This window comes from Phormidesmis sp. 146-33, from assembly GCF_052939515.1.
This window is the reverse complement of record NZ_JBJPHU010000020.1, coordinates 67,303-83,588: the sequence shown is the minus strand read 5'-3', so window position 1 is coordinate 83,588 and position 16,286 is coordinate 67,303. Positions and strand designations below refer to the sequence as shown.

Here is a 16,286-nt window from a genome sequence, read left to right as displayed (position 1 = left end):
TGAGGGATGAGGGATGAGGGATGAGGGATGAGGGATGAGGGGTGAGGGATGAGGGATGAGGGAGAACTTTGTTCCGCTGCGCGAGGAGGGATGAGGGATGACTTCGTTCTGCTATGTAAAGGGGAATGAGTTGTGTTAAGTGATTCAACGAGAAGGCTGAAGTGAGATTTGGAAAGGTGTAGGGTTGAAAGTGCTGCGTGTCAAACAGAATTGGCGCGATGGCGGGAGTGCGACCATGCTCAACACAATTTTGGTGGCTTTGGATGTTGGAGATTCTTCATCGTTTGCCAAAGCGCAATCTGAACAAGTAATCCAGACTTTGCAAGATCTGCACCTACGATCGGAGATGAAGGTGATTTTTTCCTATGTCGTTCCTGCTAACGAGGCTGAAGTGGATGTGATGGTCGATCGCCCCCAAGCAGATCTTGAAAGCTTCCCCTATGGCCAAATTGAGAAGCAGTTGCAGACGTATCAAAAAAGTTTGCCCTGTGCCAGCGAATTAGAGATTGTAATGGGTGACCCAGCAGAAGAAATTATTCGGTTGGCTAACATTTATAATGCTGATTTGATCGTAATTGGTAGCCGAGGTTTGACCGGAATGCAGCGTATTTTGTTGGGGTCAGTCAGCGGTCAAATTGTTGCAGATGCGCCCTGTTCGGTGTGGGTAGTCAAGCCCAAGTAACAGGTGTCTTTATTTTTGACTTGCTGCTGAGATCACCCACTCAGGACAGTTACCAAATTGACGCAAAAAGTAATCTTTGATGCCTTCTAAAGCCGCTTTTTTAGCCAATCTTTGACGATCAGTTGTTTGGGGATTCCAATAGTTCCGTAATTCACGATAAATGCCCCTAAAGGCAAATGCATAGAACTGAAGGGCAGCGATCGTAGAAGGGGCGTTGCGTTCGATCCAGAGAAAGCGATTTCGCCACCAAAAATACTCATAGTGAGGCGATCGATTTCCTCCCTTAAAGCTCGCTGAGATCTTGTGCCAAACTTTTGAATTGGGGACTAGAAGACAAATGTAGCCCGCTCTTTTGGCTCGATAACACCAGTCACATTCCTCCCACATCAAAAAGAATTTATCTTCGAGTGTGCCAATTTTTTTAATTGCTTCAGCCTTCATAAAAAACGCACAGCCGCAGACAAAATCAGTGTCTTGAACGGGCAATTCTTCGCTTAATTGGTCGATTTTTCCATAATTAATATGATCAAATTCTGCTCGATCACTTAACCATTTTCCTCCTCCAAACCAAACTTTATTCGGCTCTTTATAGAAGTAAATTTTTGAACCCAATACGCCTGCCTTTGAGTTTTGTTCGCCTGCTTCGACCAGCGTTGAGAGAACTTGAGGATCGACGATCGCATCATTATTCAATAAGAAGACATAATCAGCGCCGTGGGCTAAAGCATACTCAATACCAACATTATTCCCGCCAGAAAATCCTAAATTTGCTCCTGTTTCTAGAAGCTTGATGTTAGGGAATTTCTCTTTAAAGACGATGACTGAATCGTCGATCGAGCCGTTATCAATGATGATTGTTTCGTAATTTGAGTATTCAATTTTACTAGCTGACTCCAGACATTCGATCGTATCTTTCTGACCGTTCCAGTTTAGAATTAGAACAAAAACTTTGGGGGCTGTTTTTTCCATGAGTTCAATCAAATATTGCTCAATTGGGCATCGCGATTCGCTTCATCACTGATTAATGTTCAACAGTAGTTTTGTTAGAAGAAACCAAATTTTGAACTATGTTCGGGCCTTCCGCAAAAGCTCAAAGGCTTGTTGACGAGCAAAGGGGGGAATAAAAGATAACAGCAGTCCAGAATAGGCTTTGAATGAAGCGTTTGATCGACCTGCTAAGACCAAATCTCGACCTGTTGCCGTCTCTCCTTTTTCAATTAACCGTAATCCTAGTAAAAGTTGAGTTTCTGCAATGCGCGATCGCCGCACAGTTTCCAAATTTTCTGATTCAAATTCAAAGCTTTTTAGATAGTTGAGTTTGTCTTTGAGATAGGGAATGGCTCGATCAATTCCTTGCTGTTCAGGATGAAATCGATACTCCATCAAACGCTCTGGCAAATAATAGGCTCGCTTTCCAGCTAATGCTAACCGAACCAGAAGATCATTGTCTTCGCAGTTTTGAATATTTGCCCGCATGAAGCCTAACTCTTGAAGCGCCTTACGTCGAAACAGGGTAGCTCCAATTTGAAAGCTCTGTTTGACAAATACAACTTCTAATAAGTTATCAACAATTCCTTCTAAAAGACTTGTTCTCCCCCATTTTTTTGAGTTGAGTTCAGTGGCGTTTTGGTCTCGAAGATTGTCAGGATTAATGACCCAATGATCCGTTCCCACAAAATCAATTTGAGGGTTCTCATCTAGAATTTGACTCGTTTTTAGCAAGTAGTCTGGAGTCAAACGATCGTCATCGTCAAACTTGATAAAATATTCACCGATCGCTGCCTCAAATCCGGAGCGCATATTATTGCTTTTTCCAACATTTTGAGGGTGTCGAATGTACCGAATTCGAGAATCTTGATAGCGAGACATTAGCTCAGGCGTTTTGTCGATCGAGCCATCATCACAAACAATTAGCTCCCAGTCTGAGTGGGTTTGCTGAAGTACGCTGTCGATCGCTAGAGGCAACAGGGATGCACGATTGAAGGTGGGAATGCAGACGCTAATTTTAGGCATAAACGATAGATACGATGATTTATTGATAACCACTAATTAGAAATAATCCCCTTCTCTAACGCACAATTTTTTTGATTTTAGCCGCAGTTTTATTTAGCAATCGGCCGACTTGGATAATAGGACTTGCAGGCTTTAACAAGGCTGGTTTTTGTTCGGGTTCTTTTAAGAAGCGGTAGTGTAAAAACACTTCTTTGTAGGGAATATTATTCAGCTCTCCCTGACATAAACGAGCAAAACTATTGGACGAATATCCCATATAGTGAATGCGGTGAATCGGCTTTAAGCCTTGCTCACTGTAGAGAACGTGATCGATTTCCACAAAAGGGTCAACATTAGCGCAGTTTCCGGTGCGATCGCTCCCCGTTTCACTGAGCGTAAAGTTAAACTGTGGACGGTTACAAACTAGCGTCATGTAGTTAAACAAAAAAGCATCATCCCACCAGCCCTGTCCATTGACCCAGGACGCTTCTTGGTGGTTAATCAGGCGATTTTTCATTGAAGCAATTTCCTGGCGATCGAACAATCCTCGCTTCGACGCAAAAAAGCTAGAGCAGTGTAACTTTGGACGGATTTCTGATTCTTTAAGATCGCTCGATCGCTCAATTTCTGCAATATTTAGAGCCGCAACTTCACGAGATTTTTTGTGTTCCCAATCGTTAAAAATAAAGTCGTAGCTTTGTAGTTTCTCAAAAATATCGTCGATTGGCTTCATCGCCAAACTGTCACCATCGTAAAAAACAAACTCGTCAAAAACGCCATCAAATGCTGCAAACTTTCGATGTAAATGTCCCTTATACCAGCGAGGATGTGATTGCTGAGTGCGGTTGGCTTCGGGGTGAGCTTGAGCAAATTGACGCGCAAATTCTTCCCAACGATCGAGGGATTCCTGATTATCAAACAATGTCACATTGGGACGAGTGCGAATAGCTTGCTTGACGCGATCGAGACGATCATCAAACGGAATAACACAAACCGGAATATCAGAACCCACGTTAACTTCGATACTGTTGAGGAGAGCAACCAGTTGGTCGTACACCCCATCATTTGCCAGCGTATAAATGCCTCTTGATCGCATAAAAAAAGCTCCCTTTTGAATGAAACACTATGAATCTGCCAAGTTGCACGTCCACAGCGCCTCAATCGTAAAACTTGAAAGTCTTCTTAGGTAGCCGACAAACCCGGATGACAATCTCCTTAATTTGTGGCAGGAGGCTCTCAAAAATGTAAATGCACTGAGAGAATGCTTCAGAGCGATCGCAACCTGCTCCGGATGCTCCCCCGAAATTTTCCCCTTACCTCTTCAACTTCAGCTATTTTTTATGGAGCAAAAGTGATTTCTCGTAGAAGGATCAGTAGTTTCCTCTAAAAGGTCGAAATTTCTGTCGATTTCGATTGAGTGGCGAAAAGCAATTGAGATTCCATCTTGTTCTTGCAATTCTCGAATGAAAAATGAGGTAAAAGATGGAAATCTGTTCGGATGAAGTTAGGTGAAAAGCTAAAAACAAGAAAAAAGTTAGCCCAATGCTTCTTTTCTTTTCGATCTCTAACTGATTAACCACCTGTTGCTGCTTGATTGCGAATAATCACTTCAACTCGACGATTTTTTTGCCTGCCTTGAGGATTATCAGAACCATCAGGATTCGCATTGGGCGCGATCGGCTGACTCTTACCAAATCCCTGAGATTCAAGACGGTTGGTATTAATACCAAAGTTCTGACTTAAATAAGTTTTGACGGATTCCGCACGCTTTTCAGATAGCGTCTGATTGTATTCGTCGCTGCCTTTGCTGTCGGTGTAGCCGTTGATTGCAACCGGAGCATTTTTATAGTTTTTCAACAACAAACTTAGTTTGGCAAGTGTCGGTTTAGCCGTGGGTCGCAGTTCAGATTTATCAAAGTCAAACAAAATGTTTTCGGGCAAATTAATCCGAATTCCACTACTAGTTTTCTCGGCCTGCAATTCTGAAAGCGTCTTCTCAACCTGAACGCTAGTTGTTGTAGTTTGCAAAGGTTGCTGAACTTCGAGTTGAGTGCTGGCGATCGCTTGAGGAGGTTCTAACTGAGTGACCGCAGGCTGACTTGTTTGAGTAATTGTAGTCGTTTGAGGAGCTTTTTCGGGTTGCTTTGAGCACGCGAAAACTGTTAGCAGTAACCACGAAGCGATCGCACCCAAAATGAACGGTCGCTCAATCATTTGGCCGTGTCTCCGATCGAAATATTAGAAAGAACAAATTTTGGAGAGGTGCTAAAGGATGCATCATTACCAAATTTAGAATTGGTTGTTAGCGTGACTGTATTATTTCCTGGGGCAATGCGTCCCTTAAAGACAAACTGCCCTTTGAGCGTCGTTCCCGGTTGAATTGTAATTTCAGAATTCTCCGGTGGAGCGGCGAGATTATACTGATTTCCTAAACTGTCCGAAAGCAGCATATCATCAGAGCCATTTAACTTGATCGCCTCTTTATAACCATTGGTAATCGCGATGCTTGCCGTAATACTATCTTCTGCAAACGTAAGCTGCGTCAGGCGCAAAGTCGAGCCGTTGGGATGGTTAGCCTGAAGATTTAAAGTTTGAGCGGCTGGGAGCGATCCACTATCCACCGAGGCAGCAGGTGGACTAGGAGCGACCGTTGTAGTAGGTTGGGGCGAAACGGCGGTGGTGGGTGGGGTGACGACTTCGGTAGCCGCAGGACGGCGCTGATTTAAGAAGAAGTAGGCGGCTCCGCCGATACCGATCAGAGCAGTAAATAATATTCCATACAAGAAGCCACGTAGACCGTTGCCACTGTTGCGGGTCGGCTCAGACGGGGGGCGATCGCGCAGATTAGACATACTTACTTAAAACTCGCTGAGTAAAGGTAGAAAGTCGAGCAGTTGTAGAAGGTTTGACGAAAAGTTTGACACTGGGAGCAAGCTCTTAAATTAAGGTATCAATCAATACTTGAATCATGATTTGACCGTTTTTGATTAACCAAAATAGCGTCTAACTTTTGGCTCACAAAGGATTTACACGAAGCTAACCCTGATTTAACTTTAACGTCAAGGCAAGAGGTTAAGATTAAGGATGGTTAATCGATGAATAAAGAAATAGCTCTCTTCTAAAACGTTTTCTACTGCACTAATACTGCACTAATATTGTCAGTCCCTCAGCAAACTGAGTTGGATTTTGAGCGGCTAATCGTTTCTCGATCGCTCCTGATTATCGTCGCCACAGCCTTGTTAAAGGAACACTTGGAAAAAAGCTACAGTAATTCTCAATCAGGTCGAACTTCTCCTAAGATAAGAACTCTAAAACGGTCTCATAGTTAAAAAATCGAATGTGAGGAAAATTCCAACAGTTTGCACTCGGAAAATAGTTCCAGGTGTCAATATCTTGAGTGAATAAAAACTTGATTCTAGCCATCAAAGGAAAATGATTGGGCACGTTAATTAGTAAATAACCTTTTGGGGTTAAAACTCGTCTCAATTCTTTTAATAAATGTAATGGATCAAGAAGATGCTCAAACACATCTTTGCAGAGAATGAAATCAACAGACGCATTCTCTAAGGGTAAAGATTGAGTGCAGAAGTCTTCTACCAAATTAGTTTTATGAAATCCATATTGCCTTGCTTTTTCTAAAGCAAAACTATTGGCATCAATGCCAATCAGTTGCCCTGTAATTTGAGGTTTGACCGCGCAAGAAAAGACTCCCATTCCGCAGCCTGCATCCAACAAATTGTGGATCTTAACTTTGCTGAGAACTTGCTCCCAGACAGGAGAAAAATAATTCGATCGACCATCTTGTGAGATGTCGTTAAAGAGCGCATTGCTAAAGTGAGGACATTCTTGATTGGGCATCGTTCACCTCATCTGAATTGCGGCACTACAATAGATTGGCGCTGGCACCCGATTGACGGATCAAGTTCATAAAATTGGACTTCCAAAAATTTTAGGGAACTCTGGTTGCAGACCGTCATCAAACGTTGTATGCGATCGCTCCTCAAACTATGAATATTTTGATGCTCTCCTCGACGTTTCCCTATCCCCCCACAGGCGGAGGAACTCAGGTTCGCACCTTTAATCTGCTCAAATATCTCAGCCAGCGCCATCAAATCACGTTGTTGACTCAAAGACCGCCCCAAACCACGGATACTGAAGTCGCAGCGCTGCATGATCAGGTTTCAGAATTAGTGGTGTTTGCTCGCCCTGACACAGTGCCGACTCAAAAATTTTTAGATAAGCTGGGTCGTTTTGCCACGTTTCTCAACGCCGGAACGCCGCCCAATGTCTTGTCTAGCTATCTGCCAGAGATGCAGGAATATGTCGATCGAGCGATACAGTCGGGAAAATATGATGTAATCACCTGTGAACACAGCGTCAACGAAATTTACGTTCGTCCCGAATCTCGAAAAACACACCGCACAGTTGTGAATGTTCACAGTTCTGTTTACGGATCTTGCAAAAATCAACTGCAAACGGGAACTTCAGAAAACACACTGCGCGATCGCTTAAATTTGCCGCTTCTAAAACGCTACGAACAACGCTACTGCAAAAAATTTACCAACATTGTCGTGACGACTGAGGAAGATCGATCGCAACTGCAAGCATTCAATCCAACGGCTCAGTTTCAAGTGATTCCCAACGGAGTTGATTTTGCTGACTTTCCTTATCGGACGGCTGATCCAGGTGGTCACAAACTGATCTTTATTGGCGCGATGGATAACCTGGCGAATATTGACGCAGTGCAATTTTTGAGTTTAGAAATCCTGCCCGTCCTACAGCAAAAATACCCCGACACTACGCTGGCATTAGTGGGGGCGCGTCCGACTCCAGAAGTGCTGCAACTGGGCGATCGTCCCGGTATTACGGTTACAGGTCGCGTTCCCTCGATGTCAGATTATCTTCATCAAGCAACGGTTTGCGTCATCCCCATGCGAACGGGATATGGAATCAAAAATAAAACGCTAGAAGCAATGGCCGCCGGAACGCCAGTCGTATCGAGCGATCGTGGCTTAGAAGGTATGACCGTCGATGGGTTAGACGTTCCGCTGCGGGCGTTGAGAGCCAATCGAGTCGAAGACTATGTACAAGCGATCGGGCGATTATTTGAAGACGCATCCCTGCGAGAACAGCTTTCACAAGCGGGACGATCGCTCATCGAAGCTGATTACACCTGGGAGCAAGCCGGACGACTCTATGAAGAAGCTTTAGCAGGATGAGAGTCTTTGGCTAGGTGCCCTTCCAAACGGTTAATAGTCTCCGCCGTCATGCCCCCCCATCGTGGTTGCCAAAGTCATAATCGTGATGTCCGCTGTAGTCGCCGGACTGGTGATCGGGATGCCCACTGCCATCTCCACCGTGATCGGGATAATGATGTCCACTTTGGTCAAAATTAGTCCCCGCATCAATCACATCCGAGATGTCAAATGCAGAGTCAGCCAGAAACAAGCAATCCCTGATCTCGCCGCGCATTAATTCATAATTACAAGACTCTCCGATCGCTCGGTGATAGTCCACAAAGCTAACCGCATCACAATACATCGCTAACCCATAGCAATCATGACGAGTACTGTAGCCCCACTCTTTAGTCATGCTTTTGACTTGAGCAGGTGTGTAGCTCTTTTGTGACCCATAGCGGGCACGGAGCAATCGGCCCAGGCGTTTGGCATAGGTGCGAATGGCGAGGCGTTTCTTTTGCTTGAGGTCTGAGCGTCTGACTAACTCTATAGGCACCACCACGATGGCGAGACTTCCGGCTACAATCGCGATCGCCGCCAATCCATTCAAGGCTTCTTGCAATAAATTTGACATCGGCTTATCTCTACACTAGAAATTCACTAGGAGTCGTCTTCACCCTGTCACCGTTCCATACACTCAGCCCCTCTCTTATTTCAGAAAGTGCTTGCAAAAGAACGCCTGAGCCAACACTTTCCCTAAAGATCGAGGCAAAGCTCAAAAGTCAACGATTTCCTCAAAACTTAGTACAAAATTCTTTCTTCGCGTATACCATCGTGTAACAATCCCCCTCTAAACTTGGTCGCGATCGGGCATGAAATACCATTCCATTTCCAGAACACTTTTGCGAATTCGGTGGGGCACCGTAGGCGCGATCGTCGTCCTTATTGGTGCAGCCGGGTTAGTCGCCGGAAGTGCCTGGTTGAGTGTGCAGTTTATTGTCGATCCGCGATCGGTCGTCTGGCTCAATCAATATCTTCCCGCAGGGGCAAAAATTCCCGTCGGAGCCGATGAACCGCGAACGCTAGCAGAAGTGCAAGCAGCCCTCAAAAAAGCAGGATTGACAACAGGCGATCCGATTTTGCTCGAACGATCTAACACCAAAGCAACCGATCTCTTGCTGCCCGTTTTGAAACGCAAAGAAAACTGTGATCTCAACTGCGATCGCATTACTGAACTGCGCGTCTACCGTCCGGTCAACAACTCCCGTGGGCGATCGCGAGACACCGTACAGATGATCAGTCAGATGAACGTCGATGAGCTAGAAGAATCGTTTGTCGTTGCCCCGATCGCCAAAGCCAGACCTGGATATCAGTCCGCTGATCGCGCGCTTCCTTTGGGCACTTTACAGCGCTTTGAAGACAAGACCACTCCACGGGGCACCTGGCTCAATCTAAGCGGACAGATGGATGCTGGGGACAACGCTGTCACCTATGGGCAAGTTATTCACTACAACCCCGATCGCATTCGCCTGAGCGTCATGCTGCGTTGGACAGGTCCTCCCGGAGAACTTCCGACCTGGCAAAAACCCGCCAAAGGTAACCCATCTGAGCTATCGGTCAATCAAACCGTCGGACTCGAACCCGACTTTCAAGTGTATCAACTGCGATCGCGCAAAGGGTCTGACCCCGTTCTTCAGCCGATCGACCTCAAAAAGCCTGCTTTAGAGAATGGAGCCTACGTCGATGCGCTCTATCTGGCTCAAAATGGCCTGTGGTCTACTGCTTTAGAAATTCTGCAATCGGTCAAGCAGCGCAACCCTTCAGAGTGGACTTTAGCCGCTCAAGCTCAAATGACTTTGGTAGAAAAACATGCTCAAGTGACGCGATCGCAAGCCGAAAAACCGTGGGTCAGCGCCGGACAACAAGCCCTGGTCAATCTCACAGATGGTCGATGGTTTAGGGCACAACAGCTTTTACAAAACCCAACTGACCTGAATGAAGTGGCCAGCTTGTTAAAGACAGATTCGGGCCGCTTATGGAAGCGAGTCAGTGCAGCACTGCGGATCAATCCCGTCCGACAGGATGTGCAAACCTGGGGCGCATTGATTTTGGCCGCTCGACAAAGCCGATCGAGCGCGATCGCATGGCTCAAAAAACAGCCTCAAGAAAGGCCGACTAGCCGTGCCCAGATTATCAAACTGCTTAGTCAGCTAGATTCAAGTGAGCTAGAGCCAGATATCGAACTGCCGCCTTCCCCCACTCCCAAAAAATCACCTCGGCCCTCCAACAAGCCTGTGAAGGTACTTCCTTGAATAAGCTATTTGGGAGAGCAAGCTAACCCCCCACGAGTGAGGGCTTTAAACTACGGATCTGGTCATGAAGTCCCCCAGAATTGACAGCTTGCGGGGCAGAAGACTTGAACACGGCAGCGAAAAAATCGTCGAACTTCTGAGAAACCGTAGATTTGTTTCGTTCCTCCGGAGGGTGCGCCTTCAGTGGAGACTGACGTTAATTCACGATCCTAAAAATCATTTGCGCGGCTGGCTGGCTAGATTAATACGATCGCCCAACTGTCTCAAGGTTTGGGCCATACTCGGATCGCTCTCTTTGAGTTGAGAAATTTTGTCACAGCTATACATCACCGTGGTGTGATCTTTGCCGCCAAACTCTTCCCCAATCTTGGGCAGGCTCAACTCGGTGTGGTGCCGCATCAAATACATGCCAATCTGTCGAGCCACGCTGATTTCTCTACGGCGAGAATTGCCTTTGAGGTCGTCGATCGACACACCAAACACCTCCGCTACCGTCGTGATCACCGCCTTGGGAGACGCTTCAACTTTCTCAACGGGCGGATTTAACACAGGCGCAATATTCTCCACGGTCATCGGCAGACCCGAAATCGAAATGTAGGCCACCGCTCGAATCAGCGCCCCTTCTAGCTCTCGAATGTTGGACGTATAGCTTGATGCAATGTACTCAATCACCTCACGCGGCAGACGCATGTTTTCATACTCCGCCTTCTTTTGCAAAATCGCCATGCGCGTTTCCAGATCGGGGAGTTGAATGTCAGCAATCAGCCCCATTGAAAACCGAGAACAAAGGCGCTCTTGAAGTTTGGGAATTTGATTGGGGGGACGATCGGAAGCCAAAACCACCTGTTTTCCCGCCTCATGCAGCGTGTTGAAGGTGTGAAAAAACTCCTCCTGCATATACTCCCGACCTTCGATGAACTGAATATCGTCTACCAACAGCACGTCTACCGCCCGATACAATTCATGAAAGCTCGGCATACTATCTTTGCGAATCGCGGCAATCAGATCGTTTTGAAACTGCTCAGTCGAGACGTAGAAAACTTTAGAATTGGGGCAAATTTCTAACCGATAGTGCCCGATCGCCTGCATCAAATGCGTCTTACCCAACCCGACACCGCCACACAAAAAGAGCGGATTAAACTCGCGTCCCGGAGATTCTGCAACGGCCAGCGAAGCCGCGTGCGCCATTCGATTGTTGGGCCCGACCACCAGACGCGAAAAAATGTACTTCGGATTGAGGTCAGAATTGCGACGTTGACCAGAAGGCGCGGGATCAGGAACACTCACCTCGATCGGCAACGGGTAAAAAAACATTTCAGAGTCAATGTCCATCCCATCTTCGCCTTGAGCGGCCGTGATGTGAATCTCAACCGCCCGCCCCAACACATCGTGGACAACCTCGGTGAGCGTCTTCATGTAGTACTTTTGAATCCAAGTCCGCGCAAACGGATTCGGCGTTCGCAAAACCAGACAGTGATCGTCAAGCTGTTCTGGAATCGCAGTTTTGATCCAAGTCTCAAACGTGGGGCGACTCAATCTAACTTGTAACCGCTCTAGCACCTGAGACCAGAGACTTTCGATCGCAATTTCCACGGTTAAACCTCTAACTGACCACCAAACTGTGAAGCCAAACAGAAGACAGCATCAAGACGATCATCCTTTAGTCTTCTGTCGTTTTCCACAAGGGACTAAAAGCATAAAACAATTTACTCCATTTTTTTCTGAATTTCGCGATCGTTATAGACTGCTGACTCAAGACGCTGCAAATCCTGGGTTCAGCTTTTCTACAGGTCTTAGCAGAAGGGTTTAATATTTAGATTAGCGTCTACCACAGACGGCGAGTTTCTCAGCAAATTGCTGAAACTTTTGCCCAAATCTCAGGTAATTCGGCTGATTCCAGTAACCTTCTCGGACTTTTGGGTGTGAACAATTCCCCTCCCTCGGCTCGGCTTGATCTGCAAACCCTATTTCCCTTTGAGCTAGACGACTTTCAGCGACAGGCGATCGATGCGCTCAATGCAGACAAGTCCGTGGTGGTCTGTGCGCCCACAGGTTCGGGGAAAACGCTGATCGGGGAATATGCCATTCATCGGGCCTTGGCGGGCAATGGTCGCGTCTTTTATACCACGCCGCTCAAAGCGCTGTCTAACCAAAAACTCCGTGATTTTCGGGATCAGTTTGGAGCCGATAAAGTGGGTCTGCTGACCGGGGATGTGTCGATCAACCGAGACGCGCCAATTCTGGTGATGACGACCGAAATCTTTCGCAACATGCTCTACGGAACGCCGATCGGAGAAGTAGGCACCTCCCTCACGGGGGTCGAAGCCGTCGTGCTGGATGAATGTCACTACATGAACGATCGCCAGCGCGGAACGGTCTGGGAAGAGTCGATTATTTACTGCCCAACTGAGATTCAACTCGTTGCCCTCTCGGCTACGGTGGCCAACAGCGATCAGCTTACGGATTGGATTGCTCAAGTTCACGGCCCGACTGATCTGATTTACTCAGATTTTCGCCCTGTGCCACTCCATTTTTCTTTCTGCAATACTAAAGGGCTGTTTCCTTTACTAGACGACGACCAGCAAAAAATCAACCCCCGCCTCAAGCCCAAACGCGGGCAATATCGACCCAAAGGAGCCAATCAGCGAGGCGCACCCCGACCCGAAGCCCCCAACATTGCTTTTGTCTTGAGCAAGCTACGCGAAAAAGACATGCTGCCTGCGATCTACTTCATCTTTAGCCGCAAGGGATGCGATCAGGCGGTGACAAATCTGGGGCCGCTATCTCTGGTGAATCCATCCGAAGCGGCGCGACTAAAGGAGGCGATCGACGAATTCCTCAGCAGAAATCCAGATGCTGGCCGGGCTGGACAGGTTGAGCCACTCTATCGAGGCATCGCCGCCCATCACGCTGGGATTTTGCCCGCCTGGAAAGGACTGGTCGAAGAACTCTTTCAACAAGGGCTGATCAAAGTGGTCTTCGCGACAGAAACCCTGGCCGCCGGGATCAACATGCCTGCCCGCACGACCGTAATCTCCAGCCTCTCCAAACGTACCGATTTGGGTCATCGCCTGCTAAATCCCTCAGAGTTTCTGCAAATGGCAGGACGGGCTGGCCGACGTGGGATGGATAAGGAAGGCTATGTAGTGACCGTCCAAACGCCCTTTGAAGGCGCAAAAGAAGCCTCTTATCTGGCGACAACAGGAGCCGACCCCCTGGTGAGTCAGTTCACACCCAGCTACGGAATGGTGCTCAATCTCCTGCAAACCCACACCATTGACGAAGCCAAAGAACTCGTTGAGCGCAGTTTTGGACAATATCTCTCCACGCTATATCTACGTCCTCAGCAGCAAGAAGTCGATCGCGCCAAAGCCGAACTTGCCCAACTCGAAGCCCAGGTTGCCTCGGTCGATTGGAAGCTGATGGAGCAATACGAAAAACTGCAAGAACGCCTCAAAGAAGAAAAGCGCCTGCTCAAAACGCTGCAACATCAAGCCGACGAAATGCACTCCGGAGAACTGGCGATCGCCCTCTCGTTTGCTGTCGCCGGAACCCTCGTCTCACTCAAAGGCGACCATGTGCGAATGGCTTATCCCCTTCCAGCGGTCTTAGTAACCAAAGTCCAGGGATCTGGGCAGTTTCCCTATCTCGTCTGTTTGGGGCAAAACAATCGCTGGTACATCTCAACCGTCGGTGACGTAGTAAATTTACGGGGCGATATTCCCAGATTGCGTGAAGTAGACGAAATTTTACCGCCCTCAGATTTGCCACCCAAACCCGGTCAGTCTCGCAGCGGTAACGAAATAACCGACGCGATCGCGCGCAAAATTCCCGATGTCCCCGGCTCAGACGAAGATGCCCCCGAAGTCTACGCCCAACTGCAACGCATGGAGGCCGTCCATGCCCAAATTGAGTCTCATCCGGTTCACGCCTGGGGCGATCGCAGCTACTTGATGAAACGGCAGCGACGCATTCAAACCCTCAAAGCAGAAATTCAAGATCGTCAAGAAAAGCTCGATCGCCAAGCCCAACGCCATTGGGAAGAATTTCTCAGTCTGATTACCATTCTGCAAAGTTTTGGATGTCTCCAGGGACTCATGCCAACCGATCTAGGGCAAGCAACCGCTGCCATTCGGGGAGACAACGAACTTTGGCTCGGATTGGCCATCATGTCGGGTGATCTTGACCACCTTGATCCCCACCATCTAGCAGCCGCTTGTGCAGCTCTGGTAACCGAAGTCTCTCGCCCCGATAGTTGGACTCGCTACGACGTTTCTTCGGAGGTCGAGGATGCCCTAAGCGAACTCAGAGGCATTCGGCGACAGCTTTTTCAGCTTCAGCGTCGTCACCAAGTCACCCTCCCTGTCTGGCTCGAATATGACTTTATCGGACTGGTCGAGCAGTGGGCCCTAGGCACCGAATGGACAGAACTCTGCGCCAATACCAGCTTAGATGAAGGCGATGTGGTGCGGATTTTGCGCCGTACCCTCGATTTTCTGTCGCAAATTCCTCACATTCCCCATGCGGCTAGACCGATTCAAACCAACGCGCTTCGGGCGATCGCGCTCATCGATCGCTTCCCAGTCAACGAAGGGGTTGAGTAATGACCCCCCAAAGACCGTAGTACTGAGCTAGTTAATGTAAAATTTATAATCTCCATCTACTGGCATAACTCAGCTATGATTCTCGAAGCTCCTTCCCTGTACTCAATTCAGCCGTGAATAAGCAGACAAAACTTCTCCGTACAAAATCTCTTGATCTCCGTAAAAAGCCTGATTGCTTCATAAAAACATTTGCCCATACTGGGAAAAGAGCGCTAGAGCGATTTAGCGTACTTAGATGGCTGAAATTAAACTTTGGGAGCCACGTCGCAGGGTTGATAAAGGTAGGCACTGAGCGATGAGCAGTTGGTTAACGGTGCGTAAATACTCAGTCGAAAGCTATCTAAAACGCCTGATCACGCCCAATCGCAGTTCTCCCTCAAAAATTTGGCTCTATTCATACTCTTATTGACTCAGTTGTTTAGGGTTTTTCCAACGTGAACGACCTGGATTTGGAGCGACCTAGAATTCTTGTGGTAGATGACCACCCGTCCAGTCGGATGACCGCCGTTGCCCTCTTGTCGGTTGAGGGTTACGATGTTTTGGAGGCAGAAAGCGGCTCTGCGGCACTTTCACAGGTTTTTGCGACTAACCCAGATTTGATTCTTCTGGATGTGATGATGCCCGGAATGGATGGCTACGAGGTCTGCCGTCGCCTCAAAGCGGATGAACAAACTCGTTTGACACCCATCGTATTTGTCACCGCACTGGACGATCGTCGTGCCCGACTCAGAGGCATCGAAGCAGGGGGCGATGATTTTCTGACCAAGCCATTTGATCAATTAGAACTCTCAGCACGGGTCAAGTCGCTAATCCGCCAAAAACGGCTGAACGAAGATCTCGACCATGCCGAAAAAGTGTTGTTCTCGATCGCGCGCACCGTCGAAAGTCGCGACCCCAACACCGGGGATCATTGTGAACGGCTCGTGATGCGGGGCAAAGCCTTTGGTGAATTCTTAGGGTTGTCTCGTCCCGAAGTCCGCGATTTGATGTGGGGCGGCTATCTACACGACATTGGCAAGGTGGGCATCCCAGATGCGGTCTTGCTCAAACAGGGCAAACTCACGCCCGAAGAGTGGGAAGTGATGCAGCAGCATGTCTTGATTGGCGAAAAAATCTGTCAACCCCTAAGAACGATGCGCGGAGTTGTCCCGATTATTCGTCACCATCATGAGCGCTGGGATGGGTCGGGCTACCCAGATGGGCTGGTCGAGGGTGAGATTCCACATCTGGCACAGATTTTTCAAGTGGTTGATATCTACGATGCTTTGACGAGTGAGCGTCCTTACAAAAAGGCGTTCTCCCCGGAGGAGGCGCTCAAAATTATCGAGGAAGAAACCGCTAAGGGCTGGCGCAACCCGGAGCTAATTACTAAGTTTAGTGAGTTTATTCGGACGATCGAAATCCAGCCAGCCACGCCTCCAACCATTCAACAGGGTGATCTATCAATCTGGTTTCAAAAGTACATCAAAAGCGCCCGCAAACCTTGAGGCTAGACGTTGAGAACGTCGATCGCGCCTTC

General features: G+C 47.9%; 13 protein-coding genes. 5 read left to right on the top strand and 8 right to left on the bottom strand.

Going from position 1 to position 16,286, the window contains the following annotated elements:
* The first annotated feature begins 190 nt into the window (after positions 1-190).
* Entirely contained in the window at positions 191-682 is a 492-nt protein-coding gene (locus ACJ2PR_RS10740; RefSeq protein ID WP_446856869.1) for a universal stress protein, read from the top strand.
* A gap of 9 nt (positions 683-691) precedes the next feature.
* Here the strand turns inward: ACJ2PR_RS10740 and ACJ2PR_RS10735 are convergent, their stop codons facing one another.
* The 6 genes from ACJ2PR_RS10735 to ACJ2PR_RS10710 form a co-directional block, all read right to left on the bottom strand.
* Complete coding sequence (locus ACJ2PR_RS10735) at positions 692-1,651, bottom strand: glycosyltransferase family 2 protein (RefSeq protein WP_446876994.1); 960 nt, start codon at positions 1,649-1,651, stop codon at positions 692-694.
* Between the two features lie 96 nt (positions 1,652-1,747).
* A complete protein-coding gene (locus ACJ2PR_RS10730) occupies positions 1,748-2,695 on the bottom strand; it encodes a glycosyltransferase family 2 protein (RefSeq protein ID WP_446876993.1) in 948 nt (315 codons plus the stop codon).
* 55 nt (positions 2,696-2,750) lie between these two features.
* On the bottom strand, positions 2,751-3,770 hold the full coding sequence (locus tag ACJ2PR_RS10725; RefSeq protein WP_446876992.1) for an Npun_R2821/Npun_R2822 family protein: 1,020 nt from the start codon (positions 3,768-3,770) through the stop codon (positions 2,751-2,753).
* A gap of 476 nt (positions 3,771-4,246) precedes the next feature.
* Entirely contained in the window at positions 4,247-4,888 is a 642-nt protein-coding gene (locus ACJ2PR_RS10720) for an OmpA family protein (RefSeq protein ID WP_446876991.1), read from the bottom strand.
* Complete coding sequence (locus ACJ2PR_RS10715) at positions 4,885-5,526, bottom strand: hypothetical protein (RefSeq protein ID WP_446866079.1); 642 nt, start codon at positions 5,524-5,526, stop codon at positions 4,885-4,887. The genes ACJ2PR_RS10720 and ACJ2PR_RS10715 overlap by 4 nt, the downstream gene beginning before the upstream one ends.
* Before the next feature lie 442 nt (positions 5,527-5,968).
* Positions 5,969-6,532 carry a class I SAM-dependent methyltransferase gene (locus ACJ2PR_RS10710; protein ID WP_446876990.1) on the bottom strand — a complete coding sequence of 188 codons (564 nt, stop codon included), beginning with the start codon at positions 6,530-6,532 and terminating at the stop codon, positions 5,969-5,971.
* 149 nt (positions 6,533-6,681) lie between these two features.
* Between ACJ2PR_RS10710 and ACJ2PR_RS10705 the strand changes: the two genes are divergently transcribed.
* Positions 6,682-7,893 (top strand): glycosyltransferase family 4 protein, encoded by a 1,212-nt coding sequence (locus tag ACJ2PR_RS10705; protein ID WP_446876989.1) that lies wholly within the window; start codon positions 6,682-6,684, stop codon positions 7,891-7,893.
* A gap of 46 nt (positions 7,894-7,939) precedes the next feature.
* On the opposite strand, the gene ACJ2PR_RS10700 is transcribed toward ACJ2PR_RS10705, so the two are convergent.
* On the bottom strand, positions 7,940-8,485 hold the full coding sequence (locus ACJ2PR_RS10700; RefSeq protein ID WP_446876988.1) for a DUF6559 family protein: 546 nt from the start codon (positions 8,483-8,485) through the stop codon (positions 7,940-7,942).
* A gap of 238 nt (positions 8,486-8,723) precedes the next feature.
* On the opposite strand from ACJ2PR_RS10700, the gene ACJ2PR_RS10695 reads away from it, so the two are divergent.
* Positions 8,724-10,163, top strand: a complete 1,440-nt coding sequence (locus tag ACJ2PR_RS10695; RefSeq protein WP_446876987.1) for a hypothetical protein — start codon at positions 8,724-8,726, stop codon at positions 10,161-10,163.
* 216 nt (positions 10,164-10,379) lie between these two features.
* Here the strand turns inward: ACJ2PR_RS10695 and dnaA are convergent, their stop codons facing one another.
* Positions 10,380-11,756 (bottom strand): chromosomal replication initiator protein DnaA, encoded by a 1,377-nt coding sequence (gene dnaA, locus ACJ2PR_RS10690; RefSeq protein ID WP_446876986.1) that lies wholly within the window; start codon positions 11,754-11,756, stop codon positions 10,380-10,382.
* 329 nt (positions 11,757-12,085) lie between these two features.
* Here dnaA and ACJ2PR_RS10685 point away from each other — a divergent pair, with 329 nt between their 5' ends.
* Positions 12,086-14,767: a DEAD/DEAH box helicase gene (locus tag ACJ2PR_RS10685; protein WP_446856652.1), complete on the top strand. Its 2,682-nt coding sequence runs from the start codon at positions 12,086-12,088 to the stop codon at positions 14,765-14,767.
* 434 nt (positions 14,768-15,201) lie between these two features.
* Positions 15,202-16,254, top strand: coding sequence for a response regulator (locus ACJ2PR_RS10680; protein ID WP_446876985.1), 1,053 nt, complete (start codon positions 15,202-15,204; stop codon positions 16,252-16,254).
* Positions 16,255-16,286 lie beyond the last annotated feature (32 nt).

What these genes read in the sequence shown, in the direction of transcription:
- ACJ2PR_RS10735 (WP_446876994.1), bottom strand. Translation starts at nt 1,651, where the DNA reads ATGGAAAAAACAGCCCCCAAAGTTTTTGTTCTAATTCTAAACTGGAAC.
- ACJ2PR_RS10730 (WP_446876993.1), bottom strand. Translation starts at nt 2,695, where the DNA reads ATGCCTAAAATTAGCGTCTGCATTCCCACCTTCAATCGTGCATCCCTG.
- ACJ2PR_RS10725 (WP_446876992.1), bottom strand. Translation starts at nt 3,770, where the DNA reads ATGCGATCAAGAGGCATTTATACGCTGGCAAATGATGGGGTGTACGAC.
- ACJ2PR_RS10720 (WP_446876991.1), bottom strand. Translation starts at nt 4,888, where the DNA reads ATGATTGAGCGACCGTTCATTTTGGGTGCGATCGCTTCGTGGTTACTG.
- ACJ2PR_RS10715 (WP_446866079.1), bottom strand. Translation starts at nt 5,526, where the DNA reads ATGTCTAATCTGCGCGATCGCCCCCCGTCTGAGCCGACCCGCAACAGT.
- ACJ2PR_RS10710 (WP_446876990.1), bottom strand. Translation starts at nt 6,532, where the DNA reads ATGCCCAATCAAGAATGTCCTCACTTTAGCAATGCGCTCTTTAACGAC.
- ACJ2PR_RS10705 (WP_446876989.1), top strand. Translation starts at nt 6,682, where the DNA reads ATGAATATTTTGATGCTCTCCTCGACGTTTCCCTATCCCCCCACAGGC.
- ACJ2PR_RS10700 (WP_446876988.1), bottom strand. Translation starts at nt 8,485, where the DNA reads ATGTCAAATTTATTGCAAGAAGCCTTGAATGGATTGGCGGCGATCGCG.
- ACJ2PR_RS10695 (WP_446876987.1), top strand. Translation starts at nt 8,724, where the DNA reads ATGAAATACCATTCCATTTCCAGAACACTTTTGCGAATTCGGTGGGGC.